The organism is Acidipropionibacterium virtanenii, assembly GCF_003325455.1.
GTDB classification, from domain to species: domain Bacteria; phylum Actinomycetota; class Actinomycetes; order Propionibacteriales; family Propionibacteriaceae; genus Acidipropionibacterium; species Acidipropionibacterium virtanenii.
The window spans coordinates 1,989,684-2,006,831 of sequence record NZ_CP025198.1 but is presented as its reverse complement, the minus strand read 5'-3'; the positions used below and the strand labels follow the sequence as shown (position 1 = coordinate 2,006,831).

General features: G+C 69.0%; 14 protein-coding genes. 8 read left to right on the top strand and 6 right to left on the bottom strand.

The genetic code is table 11. The features are described 5' to 3' along the window. Positions 1 to 8: 8 nt before the first annotated feature. From JS278_RS09220 to JS278_RS09200, 5 genes are all read right to left on the bottom strand, one after another. Complete coding sequence (locus tag JS278_RS09220; RefSeq protein ID WP_114044917.1) at positions 9 to 1,022, bottom strand: beta-ketoacyl-ACP synthase III; 1,014 nt, start codon at positions 1,020 to 1,022, stop codon at positions 9 to 11. Beyond that, complete coding sequence (locus JS278_RS09215; RefSeq protein ID WP_245935300.1) at positions 1,022 to 1,897, bottom strand: ACP S-malonyltransferase; 876 nt, start codon at positions 1,895 to 1,897, stop codon at positions 1,022 to 1,024. The genes JS278_RS09220 and JS278_RS09215 overlap by 1 nt, the downstream gene beginning before the upstream one ends. Before the next feature lie 159 nt (positions 1,898 to 2,056). Next, the gene (locus JS278_RS09210) at positions 2,057 to 2,974 is read right to left on the bottom strand and encodes a 2-dehydropantoate 2-reductase (protein WP_114044915.1); all 918 of its coding nucleotides are present in this window, start codon (positions 2,972 to 2,974) and stop codon (positions 2,057 to 2,059) included. Beyond that, positions 2,974 to 3,318 carry a NifB/NifX family molybdenum-iron cluster-binding protein gene (locus tag JS278_RS09205; RefSeq protein WP_114044914.1) on the bottom strand — a complete coding sequence of 115 codons (345 nt, stop codon included), beginning with the start codon at positions 3,316 to 3,318 and terminating at the stop codon, positions 2,974 to 2,976. The genes JS278_RS09210 and JS278_RS09205 overlap by 1 nt, the downstream gene beginning before the upstream one ends. 68 nt (positions 3,319 to 3,386) lie before the next feature. After that, positions 3,387 to 4,523, bottom strand: coding sequence for a PucR family transcriptional regulator (locus tag JS278_RS09200; RefSeq protein ID WP_181833895.1), 1,137 nt, complete (start codon positions 4,521 to 4,523; stop codon positions 3,387 to 3,389). Positions 4,524 to 4,762: 239 nt separating this feature from the next. Between JS278_RS09200 and aceE the strand changes: the two genes are divergently transcribed. From aceE to JS278_RS09180, 4 genes are all read left to right on the top strand, one after another. Further along, positions 4,763 to 7,516, top strand: a complete 2,754-nt coding sequence (aceE, locus tag JS278_RS09195) for a pyruvate dehydrogenase (acetyl-transferring), homodimeric type (protein ID WP_114046231.1) — start codon at positions 4,763 to 4,765, stop codon at positions 7,514 to 7,516. 147 nt (positions 7,517 to 7,663) lie between these two features. After that, entirely contained in the window at positions 7,664 to 8,068 is a 405-nt protein-coding gene (locus JS278_RS09190; RefSeq protein WP_114044912.1) for a DUF3052 domain-containing protein, read from the top strand. Between the two features lie 39 nt (positions 8,069 to 8,107). Beyond that, positions 8,108 to 9,118: an L-glyceraldehyde 3-phosphate reductase gene (gene mgrA, locus JS278_RS09185; protein WP_114044911.1), complete on the top strand. Its 1,011-nt coding sequence runs from the start codon at positions 8,108 to 8,110 to the stop codon at positions 9,116 to 9,118. 34 nt (positions 9,119 to 9,152) lie between these two features. Continuing rightward, on the top strand, positions 9,153 to 9,614 hold the full coding sequence (locus tag JS278_RS09180) for a GatB/YqeY domain-containing protein (protein WP_114044910.1): 462 nt from the start codon (positions 9,153 to 9,155) through the stop codon (positions 9,612 to 9,614). Between the two features lie 13 nt (positions 9,615 to 9,627). Here the strand turns inward: JS278_RS09180 and JS278_RS09175 are convergent, their stop codons facing one another. Then, positions 9,628 to 10,503, bottom strand: coding sequence for a hypothetical protein (locus JS278_RS09175; RefSeq protein WP_114044909.1), 876 nt, complete (start codon positions 10,501 to 10,503; stop codon positions 9,628 to 9,630). Positions 10,504 to 10,935: 432 nt separating this feature from the next. On the opposite strand from JS278_RS09175, the gene pyrR reads away from it, so the two are divergent. The 4 genes from pyrR to carB are packed head-to-tail and all read left to right on the top strand — an operon-like array spanning position 10,936 to position 17,144. Beyond that, positions 10,936 to 11,460, top strand: a complete 525-nt coding sequence (pyrR, locus tag JS278_RS09170; protein WP_114046230.1) for a bifunctional pyr operon transcriptional regulator/uracil phosphoribosyltransferase PyrR — start codon at positions 10,936 to 10,938, stop codon at positions 11,458 to 11,460. A gap of 13 nt (positions 11,461 to 11,473) precedes the next feature. Continuing rightward, a complete protein-coding gene (locus tag JS278_RS09165; RefSeq protein ID WP_114044908.1) occupies positions 11,474 to 12,793 on the top strand; it encodes a dihydroorotase in 1,320 nt (439 codons plus the stop codon). Further along, on the top strand, positions 12,790 to 13,956 hold the full coding sequence (locus JS278_RS09160) for a carbamoyl phosphate synthase small subunit (protein ID WP_114044907.1): 1,167 nt from the start codon (positions 12,790 to 12,792) through the stop codon (positions 13,954 to 13,956). Before JS278_RS09165 ends, JS278_RS09160 begins: the two co-directional genes overlap by 4 nt. Beyond that, positions 13,956 to 17,144, top strand: coding sequence for a carbamoyl-phosphate synthase large subunit (gene carB, locus JS278_RS09155; protein WP_114044906.1), 3,189 nt, complete (start codon positions 13,956 to 13,958; stop codon positions 17,142 to 17,144). Before JS278_RS09160 ends, carB begins: the two co-directional genes overlap by 1 nt. The last annotated feature ends 4 nt before the right edge of the window (positions 17,145 to 17,148 follow it).

Below are 17,148 nucleotides of genomic sequence, written 5' to 3'. Positions count from 1 at the left end.
GTGTGCGATCAGGGCAGCACGACGACCTGGCCGGCGAAGACCAGCCCGGCGCCGAAGCCGATGATCAGTGCCAGGTCGCCGCTGTGGACCTGGCCCCTCTCCAGCATCCGGTCGATCGCGATCGGGATGGATGCCGCCGAGGTGTTGCCCATGTCGGCGATGTCGTGACAGACCTCCACCGACTCGGGCAGTTTGAGGTGACGCAGCATGGCGTCGGTGATGCGGTCGTTGGCCTGGTGGGGGATGAAGGCGTCCAGGTCGGTGGGGGTGATGCCGGCCTCGGCGATGGCCTCTCCGGCCTTGCGGACCACCGACGTCATGGCCCACTTGAACACATTCCGGCCGTCCATCGCGATGAGCGGATGGCTGACCCGCGGGTGGTCGGCGACCTGGGTCCAGTCCTCGATCTCAATGGTCTCGACCTTGTCGGCGGCCGAGCCCCAGACGGCCGGACCCACGGCGGAGGTCTGCGAGGGCCCGAAGAGCACCGCGCCGGCCCCGTCGGAGAAGAGGAAGGCGGTGCCGCGATCGGCGATATTGGTCATCTCCGAGAGCTTCTCCACACCGATCACCAGGATGTGGGTGGCCGAACCGCTGCGGATCATCGAGTCGGCCAGCGAGGTGCAGTAGCAGAACCCGGCGCAGGCGGCGTTGATGTCGAAGGCCGCGGCCCCGATACTGCCCAGGTCGTGGGCCACATAGGTGGCCAGCGAGGGGGAGGGACGGTGGTGGGAGACGGTGGCGATGACGATGGCGTCGACCTGGGAGGGCTCCAGACCGGCCTTGGCCAGGGCCTTGCGGGCGGCCTCGACGGCCATCGAACGCGGTGTCTCCTCGGCGGTGGCCCAACGTCTCTCGGTGATACCGGTGCGCTGCTGGATCCACTCCGGGGTGGAGTCGATCATGGTGCACATCTCCTCATTGGAGACGACACGCGAGCCGCGCACCGAACCGGTGGCCAGCATCCGGGAGGAGGGCGCCCCCTGCGCCTGGGTGAGGGTGGGACGGGGTGTGTCGGGCATCAGGCCTCCGCGGTCTGGGGGGAGTGTGCCTCGACGAAGGCGCGGGCCTCGTCGAGCTGATCGGGCGTGTCGAGGTTGAACAGCTCGACGCCCTTGAGATTGCGCTTGGCGATCCCGGTCAAGGTACCAGCCGGAGCGAGTTCCATGATGCCGGTGACGCCGCGGGCGGCCATCGTCTCCATGCACAGGTCCCAGCGGACCGGGTGGGCCACCTGGGCCACCAGGCGGTCGGCGAAGGCCCGCCCGTCCCCGACGATCGCGCCGTCGCGGTTGGACAGCAGGGCCACCGAGGGCCTCGAGGTCGGCATGGCCGCGGCGACCTCGCGCAGATGGTCGACGGCCGGCTCCATGTGCACGGTGTGGAAGGCGCCGGCGACGGTCAGTGGGAAGAGCCGGGTGCGTGCGGGCGGGTTCTCGGCGAAGGCGGCGAGCTGGGCGACGGTGCCGGCCGCCACGATCTGGCCCTTGCCGTTGTAGTTGGCGGGGGTGAGCCCGGCGGCCCCGATGGCGGCGACGACCTCCTCGGGCTTTCCGCCGATCACGGCGGTCATCGAGGTCTCGGTGACCGCGGCGGCCTGCGCCATCGCCCGGCCGCGCTCGCGGACCAGCACCATGGCGGCCTCGGGGGAGAAGGCTCCGGCGCCCGCCCCGGCGGCGATCTCGCCGACCGAGTGGCCGGCCAGCACGTCGGCGCGGGAGAAGAGATCGGGGGCGACTGACCATCCGGTGGCCAGAGCGGAGGCGACCAGCAGGGGCTGGGCGATCGAGGTGTCCTTGATGGTCGCCTCGTCGGAGACGGTGCCGTGGGCCACCAGATCGATATCGGCGACGGCGGACAGCCACTGCAGGTGTGCGGCGAAGGTCGAGTCCTCCATCCACGCGGAGAGGAATCCGGGCTTCTGGGCGCCCTGTCCGGGCGCAACAATGGCTAGCACAGGCTCCACTCTGGTCCATCGACGGCGCCGATGCGACGGTTCAGGTCACGAAAAGGATGACAGGGAAGTTGTGAGAACCCCACAACGAGATATCGCGTATCAGGCCGCCCGGTTGCGCTCCTCGGCCAGCCCCAGCACCTCGGCGATGACGTCGTTGACCGGGGTGTCGACGCCCACCTCGTCGCCCAGCGCCGGAATCGCACCCACCTGGGCGGCGAACTCGCTGCGACGCCCGGAGGTGATGTCGCGCTGGAAGGAGGTCGTCGAGGACGGATCCTGGCCGGCCAGGAAGCCCAGGGTGGCCTCCACGACGTCGTCGGGCAGCTTCGCTCCGTGTGCCCGGGCCACCTCGGCGGTCTCGGCCATGGTCCGGCGGTACAGCGCCCGGTGACGGTCCAGCAGCTCGCCCAGCGGGGCGTCGAGCAGCGCCCCGACCGCCCCCTGGGGTACGACGTGGATCACCTTGGTCCACAGCTCGGTCCAGATGTCGGTGGACTCGGAGGTGGCCACGCCGGCCTGGTGCAGCGCCGCCCGGAAGGCCGAGAGCACCGGGGTGACGGCGTCATCCCAGGTGCCCACCACCAGGCTCTTCGGGCCTCCCATCAGGTCGATGACGCCGGGCTCGGCGATCTTGGACCACACCCGGCACACCCCCGGCCCCACATGCTCGCGGCCCACCGTTCTCTCCAGCAAGAACGGGGCCTGGACGCCGTTCTGGGTGCTGACGACCAGGGTGTCCGGCCCCATCAGGGCGGGCAGGTAGCTGCGTGCGGCGTCGGCGACCTGGAAGGTCTTGGTGCACATCAGCACCACCTCGACCGGGCCGATCTCGGCGGCGTCGTCGGTGGCGGCCACGTCGAGGGTCAGGGTCTGCTCCCCGATGATGCGCAGGCCATGCGTGCGCAGGGCCTCGAGGGTGGCGCCCCGGGCGATGAAGGAGACGTCCTGGCCGGCCGCAGACAGCGCGGCGCCGTAGAAGCCGCCGATGGCCCCGGCCCCGATCACCGCGATGCGCATCAGTGCTCTCCCGCAGCCGCGACGGCGGCCTCCACCGAGGTCCTGGCGTCAGGATGGGCGGCCAGCAGCATCGGCAGCCCCATCGAGTTCAGCGTGCGCTGCATGCCCGGCCCGACGTGGGTGGCCACCACAGCCGCCACCTCGTGCTCGCGCAGGAAGGTGACGATGCGGGCATGGTGGGAACCCTCCGTGCCGGCATCGTGCAGGGCGTCCCAGCCCACCTGGAAGGTCTGCCAGGAGGTGATCGCGCCGGCCTCGTCGACGCCGGCCACCGCGACCATCGGTGCCTTTCCGAATCGTGGTTCCACCGAGCCGTCCGGGCGCACCGGGATCATGAGATTCATGGCGCCACTGTAATCATCAGTCCAGGAGCGAACCATCGGTCCAGGAGCGGCCGGCAGGGATCCGCTCCTCAGCCCCGCAGCCTCCCCAGGGTGACGGCCAGCCGTAGCAGGTAGGCCTCCCGCGGATCCGTGGGCGAGTAGCCGGTCACGTCCTGGATCTTCTTGAGGCGGTAGCGCACGGTGTTCGGGTGGATGTACATGGCTCGCCCGGTGCCCTCCACCGAGCCGCCGTGGTCCAGGAAGGACACGCAGGTGTCCATCAGGTCGCCGGTGGCCTCATTGAGAGGGGTGAAGACCTCGGCGACCAGCCACTCGACGGCCTGCCGGTCGCCGGCCAGCACCCGCTCGGGGATGACGTCGGCCGAGGCGATGAGCCGCGGGCCCTCGGGCCAGGCCACCGCTGCACGGGCCGCCGACAGGGCGGACCGGGCCGAACCGGGAGCGCCGGTGAGATCGCCCACGACCGGCCCCACCACGACCGGCCCTTCTCCGAAGTGCTCGGCCAGGGGCTCGGCGGCGCCCACCGCGGAGGCGTCGTCGGAGAGCGCCGCACCTGAGATCACCGCGACCATCCGGTCACTCTGCACCGCGGCCAGGACCGAGAGGTGGGCGTGCTCCGCGGCCCGCCGCAGCCCGTGGAGGGCGCGCGAGGACCCCACCGCGCCGACCACGACGCAGAGCTTCGAGCCGGGCTTCCAGCCCAGCGTCGAGGCCCGGGATGTCAGCTGCTCATCGTCGACATCGTCGCGCACGATGGCGTCGACCACCAGGGCCTCCAGCCGCTCGTCCCAGGTGCCGCGCTGCTCGGCCGCGCGGGCGTAGACCTCGGCGGCGGCGAAGGCCACCTCCCGGGAGTAGTGGGCGATCGCATTGGACAGCACGGAACGGTCGCCCCGCGGCATCTTCTCCTCGATCTGCTCCTCGACGACCTCGATGGTCGTGCGCACCAGATCGACTGTCTGGTGCAGGGAGATCTTGCGGGTCATCGAGCGCGGCGCCACGTCGAAGACGTCGGTGGGGGAGTAGGGCTCGGCCTCGTCGTCGGCGAACCAGCGGACGAACCCGTCGATGCCGTTGCGGGCGACGATGGAGATCCACGACCGGTCGTCGGCGGACAACGCCCGGAACCACGAGTGGCGCTGCGTCATCTGGGCCAGGGTGGCCGTCGTCATGGCCGAGGTGCGCGCCGCCAACCGCTTGGCCATCGCCTTGCGGGTGCGATCCGAGGGGACGACGGTGCGTCCCGTGCTCGACATGCCGGCGCGACGCGCCGACTCCGAGGAACTCCTTGATGCCACGGCCACTCCTGTCTGCAGGTGCGATCGAGCCTAGCGAGAACATCGGCACCACAGCTTGTGATTTTTCTTGCATCCGGGTCCACAATGGGGTCACATGCCGACCGGTGATCCGGCTCAGCGTCATCGTCGATGAGAAAGGACCCGGCGTGATCCCACGCGAAGAACCCGGCCCCGTCCTGAACGGACTCCCGACAACCCTTCCCGACACCGACCCTGAGGAGACGCAGGAGTGGCTCGAATCCCTCGACAGGATGGTCGAGGCGGACGGGGAGAACCGGGCCCGTGTGGTGCTGCTGAAACTGCTGGAGCACGCCCGCAGCCACGGCAAGCTCGACGTCTCGGCGCTCACCTCGACCGACTACATCAACACCATATCGGCCGTCGACGAGGCGCCGTACCCCGGTGATGAGGCGATGGAGCGGGGAATCCGCAGGATGCTGCGCTGGAACGCCGCGATGACCGTGCAGCGCGCCCAGCGGCCCGGGATCGGGGTCGGCGGCCACATCTCGACCTACGCCTCCGCGGTCACCCTGTACGAGGTGGGCATGAACCACTTCTGGCGCGGTCCCGACGCTCCCGGCGGAGGCGATCAGATCTTCTACCAGGGCCATGCCTCCCCGGGCATGTACGCCCGGGCCTTCCTGGAGGGTCGGCTGTCGGCGACCGAGCTCGACGGCTTCCGCCAGGAGAAGTCCGCAGCCCCCGACGGGCTGCCCTCCTACCCCCACCCCCGGATGCTGCCGAAGTTCTGGCAGTTCCCCACCGTGTCGATGGGCATCGGCCCGATGAACGCGGTCTACCAGGCCTCCTTCAACAAGTACCTCACCAACCGCGGCGTCAAGGACTGCTCCGACCAGCACGTCTGGGCCTTCCTGGGCGACGGCGAGATGGACGAGCCCGAGTCCCGCGGCTTCCTCCAGGTGGCCGCCAACGAGGAGCTCGACAACCTCACCTTCGTCATCAACTGCAACCTCCAGCGCCTCGACGGCCCGGTGCGCGGCAACGGCAAGATCGTCCAGGAGCTCGAGTCCACGTTCCGCGGTGCGGGCTGGAACGTCATCAAGGTGATCTGGGGATCGGGCTGGGATCCGCTGCTGGACGCCGACAAGGACGGCGCCCTGGTCGACCTCATGAACAACACCCGCGACGGCGACTACCAGACCTTCAAGGCCAATGACGGCGGCTATGTGCGCCGCGAGTTCTTCGGCCGGGACCCGCGCACCCTGGGGATGGTCGAGAACTGGACCGACGACCAGATCTGGGCGCTGCGACGCGGCGGCCACGACTACCGCAAGATGTACACGGCCTACAAGGCCGCCACCGAGACCAAGGGCGCCCCGACGGTGGTGCTCGCCTGCACCATCAAGGGCTACGACCTGGGCTCCCACTTCGCCGGGCGGAACGCCACCCACCAGATGAAGAAGATGACGGTCGACGACCTCAAGGCCTTCCGCGACCGTCTCGACATCCCGGTCACCGACGCCCAGCTCGAGGAGAACCCCTACCTGGCGCCGTACTACAACCCCGGTCCCGAGGACGAGCGGATCCAGTACCTGCTGGAGCGCCGCCGCTCCCTGGGCGGCTTCACCCCCGAGCGCCGCACCACTCACAAGCCCCTGCCCAAGCCCTCGGCCAAGCACTTCGACGGCGTCAAGCGAGGATCGGGCAAGCAGGAGGTGGCCACCACGATGGCCTTCGTCCGGCTGCTCAAGGACCTCATGCGGGACAAGGACTTCGCCCCGCACGTGGTGCCGATCATCCCCGACGAGGCGCGCACCTTCGGGATGGACTCCTTCTTCCCGACCATCAAGATCTACAACCCGCACGGCCAGAACTACACCCCGGTCGATCACGAGCTGATGCTCAGCTACCGGGAGGCGAAGAACGGGCAGATCCTGCACACCGGCATCAACGAGGCCGGATCGGTGGCCGCCTTCACCGCCGCCGGCACCGCCTACGCCACCCACGGCGTGCCCCTGGTGCCGATCTACATCTTCTACTCGATGTTCGGCTTCCAGCGCACCGGAGACGGGTTCTGGGCGGCCGGCGACCAGATGGCCAAGGGATTCGTGCTCGGAGGCACCGCGGGACGCACCACCCTGACCGGCGAGGGCACCCAGCACATGGACGGTCACTCGCCGGTGCTGGCCGCCACCAATCCGGCCGTGGTGAGCTACGACCCGGCCTACTCGTACGAGATCTCCCATATCGTCGAATCCGGCCTGGACCGCATGTACGGGCCGGCCGACGAGAACGTGATGTTCTACCTCACGGTCTACAACGAGCCGATCGTCCAGCCCAAGGAACCTGAGGGGGTCGACGCCGAGGGCATCGTCAAAGGCATGTATCTGCTGGCCCCCGGATCCTTCGAAGGGGTCAACCAGGACGCCCGTCGCGCCCAGATCCTGGCCTCCGGGGTGGCCGTTCCCTGGGCTCTGGAGGCCCAGGGACTCCTCAAGCGCGATTTCGGCGTGGTGGCCGACGTGTGGAGTGTCACCTCCTGGAACGAGCTGCGCCGCGACGCCATGGACGCCGATGAGCAGGCCTTCCTGCACCCCGATCAGGGACACCGCACCCCCTACGTGACGGCCCGCCTGGCCGATGCCCCCGGCCCGGTGGTCGCGGTCACCGACTACATGCGCCAGGTGCCCGACCAGATCGCCCAGTGGGTGCCCGGCGACTACGCCTCGCTCGGGGCCGACGGGTTCGGCTTCTCCGACACCCGCCCGGCCGCCCGCCGCTTCTTCCACATCGACGGCCCGTCGATCGCGGTGCGGACCCTCCAGCAGCTGGCCGACAACGGCGAGATCCCTGAGGACTGGCCGCTGAGAGCCGCCCAGCAGTACGACCTGCTCAATGTGAATGCCGGCACCTCGGGCAACGCGGGCGGGGAGTCCTGAGCCGGATTCGGGCAGCGCATCCGCTCCAGTGCGCCGGGCTCGCGGCCCGGCGCACTGGCCGGGCGGGCCAGGATCTGGCAGGCTTGGTCCCAGTCGTCAGGTGTGACCGATGCCGGGGGACAACACAGGACAAGGAGCAGGGGATTCGTGGAAAGCGGGACTGATTTCGACAGGCTCGGGCTGCAGTCCGGCCAGGTTGTCCAGGAGCTCGGATGGGATGACGACGTCGACGAGGATCTGCGCCAGCAGGTGATGGACGCCATCGAGGGGGATCTCATCGAGGACGCCCTGGGCGGCGTCGACGTGGTGTGGCTCTGGTGGCGCTCCGATGACGGGGACGTCGCCGACGGTCTGGTCGATGCGATGCGCGATCTGGACAAGGACGGCATCATCCTCCTGGTGACCCCGAAGGTGGGCCGGGCGGGAACCGTCGACACCTCCGATCTGTCAGAGGGCGCCGAGACGGCCGGGATGATCCTCACGTCGACCTTCAACGTCTCCGACGACTGGCAGGCCCACAAGGTCGTCCGGCCCAGGACAGGCCGCCACTGACGCGGACCCGACCCGCCCGGTGGCGGTAGAGTTCAGCCCATGGCTGTCAGCACCTATCTCGCCGCGTCGGACCGCTATGACCGGATGAACTACCGGCGTTGCGGGCGCTCGGGCCTCATGCTGCCCGAGGTGTCCCTGGGCCTGTGGCAGAACTTCGGGGACCTGCATCCCGGCGGGACCCAGCGCGCAGTGCTGCGCAGAGCCTTCGACCGCGGCGTCACCCACTTCGACCTGGCCAACAACTACGGGCCCCCGTACGGGCAGGCCGAACTGAACTTCGGGCGGATCTTCGCCGCCGATTTCCGGCCCTACCGCGACGAGCTCATCATCTCGTCCAAGGCCGGCTACGACATGTGGCCGGGCCCCTACGGCCAGGGCGGCGGCTCCCGCAAGTACCTCATCGCCTCCTGCGACCAGTCGCTGAAGCGGATGGGCCTGGACTACGTCGACATCTTCTACTCCCACCGCTTCGACCCCGACACCCCGCTCGAGGAGACGATGGGGGCCCTGGACCGGATCGTGCGCTCGGGCCGGGCGCTGTATGCCGGGATCTCCTCCTACGACCCCGATCAGACCGCGAGGGCCACCGCCATCGCCCGCGATCTGGGTACCCCGCTGCTCATCCACCAGCCCCGCTACAACATGTTCGACCGGTGGATCGAGGACGGCCTGGTCGACACCTGCGAGCAGGAGGGGCTCGGCATCATCTGCTTCTCCCCGCTGGCCCAGGGGCTGCTCACCACCAAGTACCTCCACGGCATCCCCGAGAGTTCACGGGCCGGAATGGGATCGCGCTCGCTGAAGCCCGATCAGATCGACGCCTCCACCCTCGCCACCGTCACCGCTCTCACCGAGATCGCCAAGGATCGCGACCAGACACTGGCGCAGATGGCGCTGTCGTGGAATCTTCGCGACGAGAGGGTCACCAGCGTGCTGGTCGGCGCCTCCTCGGTGTCCCAGATCGATTCCGACATCGACGCACTGAGCGCCTCTCCCTTCACCGAGGAGGAGCTCGTGCGCATCGAGACTGTTCTGGCCGAGCGCCGCTGAATTCCTATCCGCTATTCCCAGGAGGTGTCCCGTCATGGGAGCCGTGAAGATCCAGCTCAAGTCCGACCTCGTCGCCGCCATGAAGGCCCACGACGAGGTGGCCAAGTCCACCATCCGGATGGCCCTGGCCGCGATCCAGTCCGCCGAGGTCGCCGGCGACGAGGCCCGCGAGCTGTCCGACGCCGAGGAGACCGACGTCCTGGCCAAGCAGGTGAGCTCCCGTCGCGACTCGGCCGCCGCCTACCGCGAGGGCGGCCGGGAGGAGCTGGCCGCCGACGAGGAGGCCGAGATCGCCGTCCTCGAGAAGTACCTGCCCGCCCAGCTCAGCGCCGAGGAGGTCAGGGCCATCGTCGACGAGGAGGTCGCCGCGGCCGCCGGTGATCAGAAACCCTCGATGAAGCTCATGGGGCCGGTGATGAAGGCCGTCCAGGCACGCACCAAGGGCCGCTTCGACGGCAAGCAGGCCTCGAATCTGGTCCGGGCCGCACTGAGCTGACGGAGCCTGGGGATCACCCGGACCAGTCCGTCATGGCCCGGGCGAGGCGTTGCGGGTCGGTGAGCCAGGCCAGTGATCGCCACGGCTGCGTGACGAGGGGACGGTCCGGTCCGCGGCGGGCCAGCGGGCGGGCGAGGAAGCCGGCTTCCTGTGACAGCCAGATCGTGATGTCGAGGTCGGGATCGGTCCAGGCGCTCAGCCAGTTGAGATCTCGTGTGGACGACTCATCGGGCTGGGACGGGAGGGCGTCGTCGTAGGGCTGACGCGCCTCCTCGGCCTCCTGACAGATCGTGGTGACCCGGTCCCACAGCCCGGGATCGTCGGTGACCTGCGTGCCGTAGGCCATGGCCGCGTAGGCGGCGTACCCCTCGCGCGGATACGGCCCGGTCGTACTGAGGTCCCTTGGTGGCGGTTGAAAGAGAATCCGCACCGCCTCGAATGGCGGTGCCGTACGGGCGACCCACCTCTCCGCCTCATGGATGTCGTCCAGGACCACGTCTCGGGGGTCCTGGAACTCGTCTTCACCGAGGGCCTCGATGATCTTGTCGTAGGGCCTCCGGGGGCCGTCGGGGTGGAACATCGGCACTGCCCAGACCAGTTCGAGGCCGGAATCGTTCGCCTGGAAGGCGGCCGGGTCGATGAGGACCGCCCGGCGGGCGCGGCCCGACCGCACCAAGGATGCGGCCGGGCCGCAGCCGAACCCCAGCCCGACCGCCCCGTCCCAGTCCTCGTCGTCGTCCTGCAGGTCGCTGAGGGTCTGGGCCGCCTGGACGGGAGGCACCATGGTCGCCAGCGTGCTGGCCGGCCAGGCCACGGCGTCGGGCATGCGCCGTGCGACGTATCCGGTGATCCGTGCGCCCAGCTGGGGATCGATGAGAACCAGCGTCATACATACTCCAGTGGTCTGATGACGTTCTGTTCCTACCAATGTGTGTAGGGGATGTCAATGGTCTGTGGCATCCTGCGAGGCAGGGCTCCGCAAATGTCGTGCCTTACTTCCTGCGGTGCCGTTGCGGTCAGCAGGTGAGGAGCACAGTGCAGGTGCGAGCCTATGGGTCCTGTCAGTGGGTCTGCGCGCCGAGGAGGTCATGACCGTCTCATCGCCGAGCAAGCGGGGTCGAGGCGTGCTAGGTTTACGCCAACGTCCTTTAAGGTCGATCCCGTGAGGTCGGCAAGGTCGTCCAGCAGGCGGTGAGCCGTACCCGATCACCAGCCTCCGGGCTCATGCCTTCCCCCCGCGGTGGGAGGCCTTTTTCATGTCCGGAGGAGGCGACACGTGCCCGCACATACTGCACCCGACCCGTCTGACGGCGTGGTGGTGATGGACGCCGATGCCATGCGCCGTGCCCTGACCCGGATCTGCTATGAGATCGTCGAGCGCAATCACGGCGCCCAGAACCTCCTGCTGGCCGGGGTGCGCACCCGCGGCGCCCACCTGGCACGCCGGATGGCCGAACGGCTCGCCGAGGTGGAGTCCAGACCGGTCCAGGCGGTCGACCTTGACGTCCGGGCCTACCGCGATGACCGCGACTCCGCGGGATACCGCGCCAGCTTCGCCGACCCCAACCCGGGACTGCCCTCCGACCTCACCGGCCTCACCGTCGTCCTGGTCGACGACGTGCTCTACACCGGGCGCACCACCCGGGCCGCCATCGACGCGATCCTGGCGGTCGGGCGCCCGGCCGCCGTGCAGCTGGCCGTGCTGGTGGACCGCGGACACCGCGAGCTGCCCATCCGTGCGGACTTCGTCGGAAAGAACCTGCCCACCTCCGCCGAGGAGGTGGTCGCCGTCCGCGTCCAGGAGGCCGACGGCGGCGACCGGGTGACCATCAGGAAGGCGGGCTGAAGTGCCCAGAACAGTGATGCCCAGAACACTGCTGACACACCTCACCATGCTCGAGGGCGGAGTGCCGGTACCCTCCCAGGTGCTGGTGGCCGACGGCCGGATCGAGGCCGTCTCGCGAGGCCGGTCCGCCGCCCTCGACGGTGCCGACGCCGTCCGCGTTGATCTCGGCGGGGCGCTGCTGACTCCCGGTCTGGTCGACCTCCACGACCACCTGCGCGAACCCGGCCAGGAGGACAAGGAGACCATCGCCAGCGGCACCGCGGCCGCCGCCAGGGGAGGCTGGACCACCGTCTGCGCGATGCCCAACACCGTCCCCGACCCCTACAATCCCGGACTGATGGCCGAACTGAAGGCCCTCATCGAGGCGTCTGCGGTGGTCAAGGTGCTGCCCTACGCACCGATCACCGTCGGGCTGACCAGCGAGGAACTGGTCGACGCCGACGCCCTCGTCGACGCCGGCGCGGTCGCCTTCTCCAACGACGGCAAGGGAGTGCAGCGCGCTGGGGTGATGTACGACGCCATGCGGGCCGCAGCCCGCCACGGCCGCCCGATCGCCACCCACGCCGAGGATGAATCCCTGATGCGCGGGGGAGTGATCAACGACGGGCACCGGGCCGGCGAACTGGATCTGCCGGGCATCACCCGGCTGGCCGAGACCGTCCAGGTGGTCCGCGACCTGGCCATCGCCGAGCAGACCGGGGCCCATTACCACCTGTGTCACGCCTCCGCCCGCGAATCAGTCCGGGCGCTGCGCCGGGCTCGGGCCGACGGCGTCCACGCCACCGCCGAGGCCGCCCCGCACCATCTGCTGCTGGCCGACGAGGACATCCCCGGCGACGACGGCTTCTACAAGATGAACCCGCCGCTGCGCACCCGCGCCGATATCGACGCGGTCATCGACGGCCTGTGCGACGGCACCATCGACGCCATCGCCACCGACAACGCCCCGCACACCGCCGCCGAGAAGGACTGCTCCTTCCGCGACGCCGCCTTCGGCGTCATCACCAACGAGCACACCTTCGCCCTGCTCTACACGGTCTTCGTGCTGAACGGCCGGTTCCGCCTCGACCAGCTCGTCGACTGGCTCACCGCCGCCCCGGCCCGCGCCTACGGCCTGGACGCCGGACGGATCAGAGTCGGCGGGCCGGCCGACCTGGCCGCCTTCGACCTGGCCCACGAGGCCGTCATCGAACCCTCCCGGTTCGTCGGCAAGGGCCGCAACAGCCCCTTCGCGGGACGTCGTGTCCTCGGTGACTGCGTGCTCACCATGGTCGACGGCCGTACCGTCCACAGCTCACTCGACAACACCACCGACCGGAAGGACCAGGCATGACGACTCGGACACTGCTGCTCGCCGACGGGACCAGCTACACCGGGGAGGCCTTCGGAGCCGACCGACAGGTGCGCGCCGAGGTGGTCTTCACGACCGGGATGACCGGCTACCAGGAGACGCTGACCGACCAGTCCTACAACGGTCAGATCGTCACCTTCTCCTACCCGCTGATCGGCAACACCGGGATCAACCGCGACGACATGGAGTCCCTCTTCCCCACCACCGCCGGGGTGGTCTGCCGGGAGTACCCGCGGCTGGCATCCAACTGGCGCAACCGGGTGAGCCTGGATCAGTTCCTCAAAGTCCACGACATTCCCGGGCTGGCCGGCATCGACACCCGGGCGCTGGTGCGCCGGCTGCGCACCGAGGGCGTCATGAAGGGGGTCCTGGTGGGCCCCGACGCCGACCTGGAGAACGAGCTCGAGTCGCTGCGGTCCGCCGAACTGCCCACCGACCAGGTGGCCCGGGTGTCGACCCGCACCGCCTATCCGAGCCCGCTCGGCGGCCACTCGGTGGTGCTCTTCGACTTCGGGCTCAAGCACTCGATCCTGCGCGAGCTCGCCAGGCGCGGATGCGCGGTCACCGTGGTGCCGCACACCATCAGCGCCGAGCGGGTCCGGGCCCTGGCCCCCGACGGCATCATGCTGTCCAACGGCCCCGGTGACCCCAAGAGCCTGGACGGCGTGGAGCAGGTGATCCGCGACCTGCAGGAGGACTACCCGATCTTCGGCATCTGCCTGGGTCATCAGCTGCTGTGCCTGGCCAACGGCGCCGACACCTACAAGCTGCCCTTCGGCCACCGCGGCTTCAACCATCCGGTCAAGGACCTGCGCAGCGGCCGGATCGACTTCACCAGCCAGAACCACGGATTCGCCGTCGACCCCGAGTCGATCCCCGGCACCGAACTGGAGATCACCCAGATCGAGATCAACGACGGCACCGTCGAGGGGGTGCGCCACAGCAGGCTGCCCGCCATCTCGGTCCAGTACCATCCCGACGCCGCCGCCGGACCGCACGATGCCGAGCACATCTTCGACGACTTCATCGACCTCATGGACGCCCACCGCCAGGCCGGCCCGGCACCCCGCGACATGTCGGCCCCCGTCCTGCAGCGGGGAGCCGTGCCGCGTTCACTCATGCCCGCCACCGAAGGGAACAACTGATGCCCCGTCGCACAGACCTCCACCGGATCCTGGTCATCGGCTCCGGGCCGATCGTCATCGGCCAGGCCGCCGAGTTCGACTACGCCGGCACCCAGGCCTGCCTGGCGCTGAAGGAGGAGGGCTACGAGGTCGTCCTCGTCAACTCCAACCCGGCCACCATCATGACCGACCGCGAGATCGCCGACCGGGTCTACATCGAACCGATCACTCTCGAGTTCGTCTCCCAGATCCTGCGCCGGGAGCGCCCCGACGCCATCGTGCCCACACTCGGCGGTCAGACCGGCCTCAACATGGCCACCGAACTGGCCGGATCCGGGATCCTCGACGAACTGGGCATCGAACTGCTGGGCACCGATCTCGACGCCATCTCCAAGGCCGAGGACCGCGACCTGTTCAAGCAGCTGATGGATGAGCTCGGCCAGCCGGTGCCCGCCTCCGAGATCTGCCACACCGTCGTCGAGGCCGTCGAGGTGGGCGCCCGTATCGGATACCCGCTGATCGTCCGTCCCGCCTACACGCTGGGCGGCACCGGCGGCGGGATCTGCGACGACGAGGCCGAGCTGGTGCGCATCGTCGGCAAGGGGCTGGACCTGTCCCCGGTCACCGAGTGCCTGGTCGAGCAGTCGATCGCCGGGTTCAAGGAGATCGAGTACGAGATGATGCGCGACGGCGCCGACAACACCATGGTCGTGTGCAATATGGAGAACTTCGACCCGGTGGGCGTCCACACCGGCGACTCCATCGTCTTCGCCCCCACCCAGACGCTGACCGACCGCGAGCACGAGATGCTGCGCGACGCGTCGATCGAGATCGTGCGGGCGCTGGGCATCGAGGGAGGCTGCAACGTGCAGCTCGCCCTGGACCCGGACTCCTTCCAGTACTACGTCATCGAGGTGAACCCGCGGGTGTCGCGGTCCTCGGCCCTGGCCTCCAAGGCCACCGGCTACCCGATCGCCAAGATCGCCGCGAAGATCGCCGTCGGGCTGACCCTCGACGAGATCCGCAACCCCGTCACCGGCACCACCTGGTCGATGTTCGAGCCGATGCTCGATTACGTCGTCGCGAAGATCCCGCGCTGGCCCTTCGACAAGTTCGCCCGGGCCGACCGTCGGTTGGGCACCCAGATGAAGGCCACCGGCGAGGTGATGTCGATCGGGCGGACCATCGAGGAGTCCCTGCTCAAGGCCGTCCGGTCCCTGGAGATCGGGCTGGACCACATCAGCGACCCGGCGGTCACCAATCTGCCCGACGACGTCCTGGAGGAGCATCTGCTGCACGCCCGCGACGACCGACTGTTCTGCCTGGCCGAGGCGATCCGGCGGGGGCGCACCATCGGCGAGCTGCACGAGCAGACCCGCATCGACCTGTTCTTCCTCGACAAGCTCGCCCACATCCTGGAGATCGAGGACCGGCTGCGGGTGACCCCCGGCCAGACCGAATCGCTGTGGATCGCCAAACGCAACGGATTCTCCGACTCGGCGATCGCCCGTCTCTGGGGCAGGGCCCCCGACCAGGTGCGCCGGACCCGCCTCGACGCGGGATTCCGGCCGGTCTACAAGATGGTCGACACCTGCGCCGGGGAATTCGCATCCGAGACCCCGTACTTCTACTCGACCTACGAGACCGAGAACGAGTCGGTGCGCTCCGGACGGCCCTCCATCCTGGTGCTGGGCTCCGGTCCCATCCGGATCGGTCAGGGCATCGAGTTCGACTACGCCACCGTGCACTCGGTCAAGGCCATCCAGGCCGCCGGCCACGAGGCGATCATCATGAACTCCAACCCGGAGACGGTCTCCACCGACTTCTCCGTCTCCGACAAGCTGTACTTCCAGCCGCTGACCGTCGAGGACGTCCTGGACGTCATCGAGCTGGAGCAGCCCGAGGGGGTCATCGTCCAGTTCGGCGGCCAGACCGCCATCAACCTGGCAGGCCCGCTGGCCGCCCACGGGGTGCCGATCCTCGGCACCCAGCTGGAGGATCTCGACCGTGCCGAGGATCGCGAGGGATTCGAGAAGCTGCTCAAGGAACTGGACATCCCGCAGGCCCCGGGCGGTATGGCCCACAATCCCGCGGAGGCCCTCGACGTCGCCGAGCAGCTCGGATATCCGGTGCTGGTGCGCCCCTCCTACGTCATCGGCGGACGGGCGATGGCCATCGTCAACAGCGCCCACGAGCTCGAGCGGTACATGCACGAGGCGGTACACGTCAGCCCCGACCGCCCGATCCTCATCGATCGCTACCTCCAGGGTGCCGAGTGCGAGGTCGACGCGATCTGCGACGGCCGCGACGTCGTCATCCCCGGCATCATGGAGCACATCGAACGCGCCGGGGTGCATTCCGGCGACTCGATGGCGGTCTGCCCGCCCCAGCGGATGAGCCGCCAGGTCAAGGACCGCATCACCGAGGTGACCACCCGGCTGGCGCTCGGCCTCAATACCCGCGGCATCCTCAACATCCAGTTCGTCGTCATGGATGGCGTGGTCTACGTCATCGAGGCCAATCCGAGGGCCTCGCGCACCGTGCCCTTCCTCTCCAAGGTCACCGGCACCTCGATGGCCCAGGTGGCCACCAGAGTCATTCTTGGCCAGACCCTGGCCGATCAGGGACTGAGACCCGGCCTGATGCCCGAGTCCCACCGGATTCACGTGAAGTCGCCGGTGTTCAGCTTCTCCAAGCTCGACCTGGTCGACTCCCATCTGGGGCCCGAGATGAAGTCCACCGGCGAGGTGATGGGCTCCGACGACACCGTCGAGAAGGCCCTCTACAAGGTCTTCGAAGGCGCCGGGCTGCACGTGCCCGAGTTCGGCAAGGTGCTCATCACGGTCGCCGACAACGCCAAGCCCGAGGCCCTGGAACTGGCCCGTCGCTTCGACCGGATCGGCTTCCAGCTGGTGGGTACCAAGGGCACCGCCGCCTACTTCCGCCAGGCCGGGCTCAATATCGACGTCGCCCACAAGATCGGCTCCACGGAGGCCGGCTCCACCGAGTCGGTGCTGGACCTCATCGCCCGCGCCGGCTGCGACGCCGTCATCAATGTGATGAGCAACGGCCAGGACACCATCATCGACGGCAAGCAGATCCGCCGGGCCGCGATCGCCCGCGGCATCCCGCTGTTCACCTCCCTGGACACGGCATCGGCGATCTGCCGGGTGATGGAGTCGCGGGCCTTCTCCACCGAGGTGATCTGAGGAC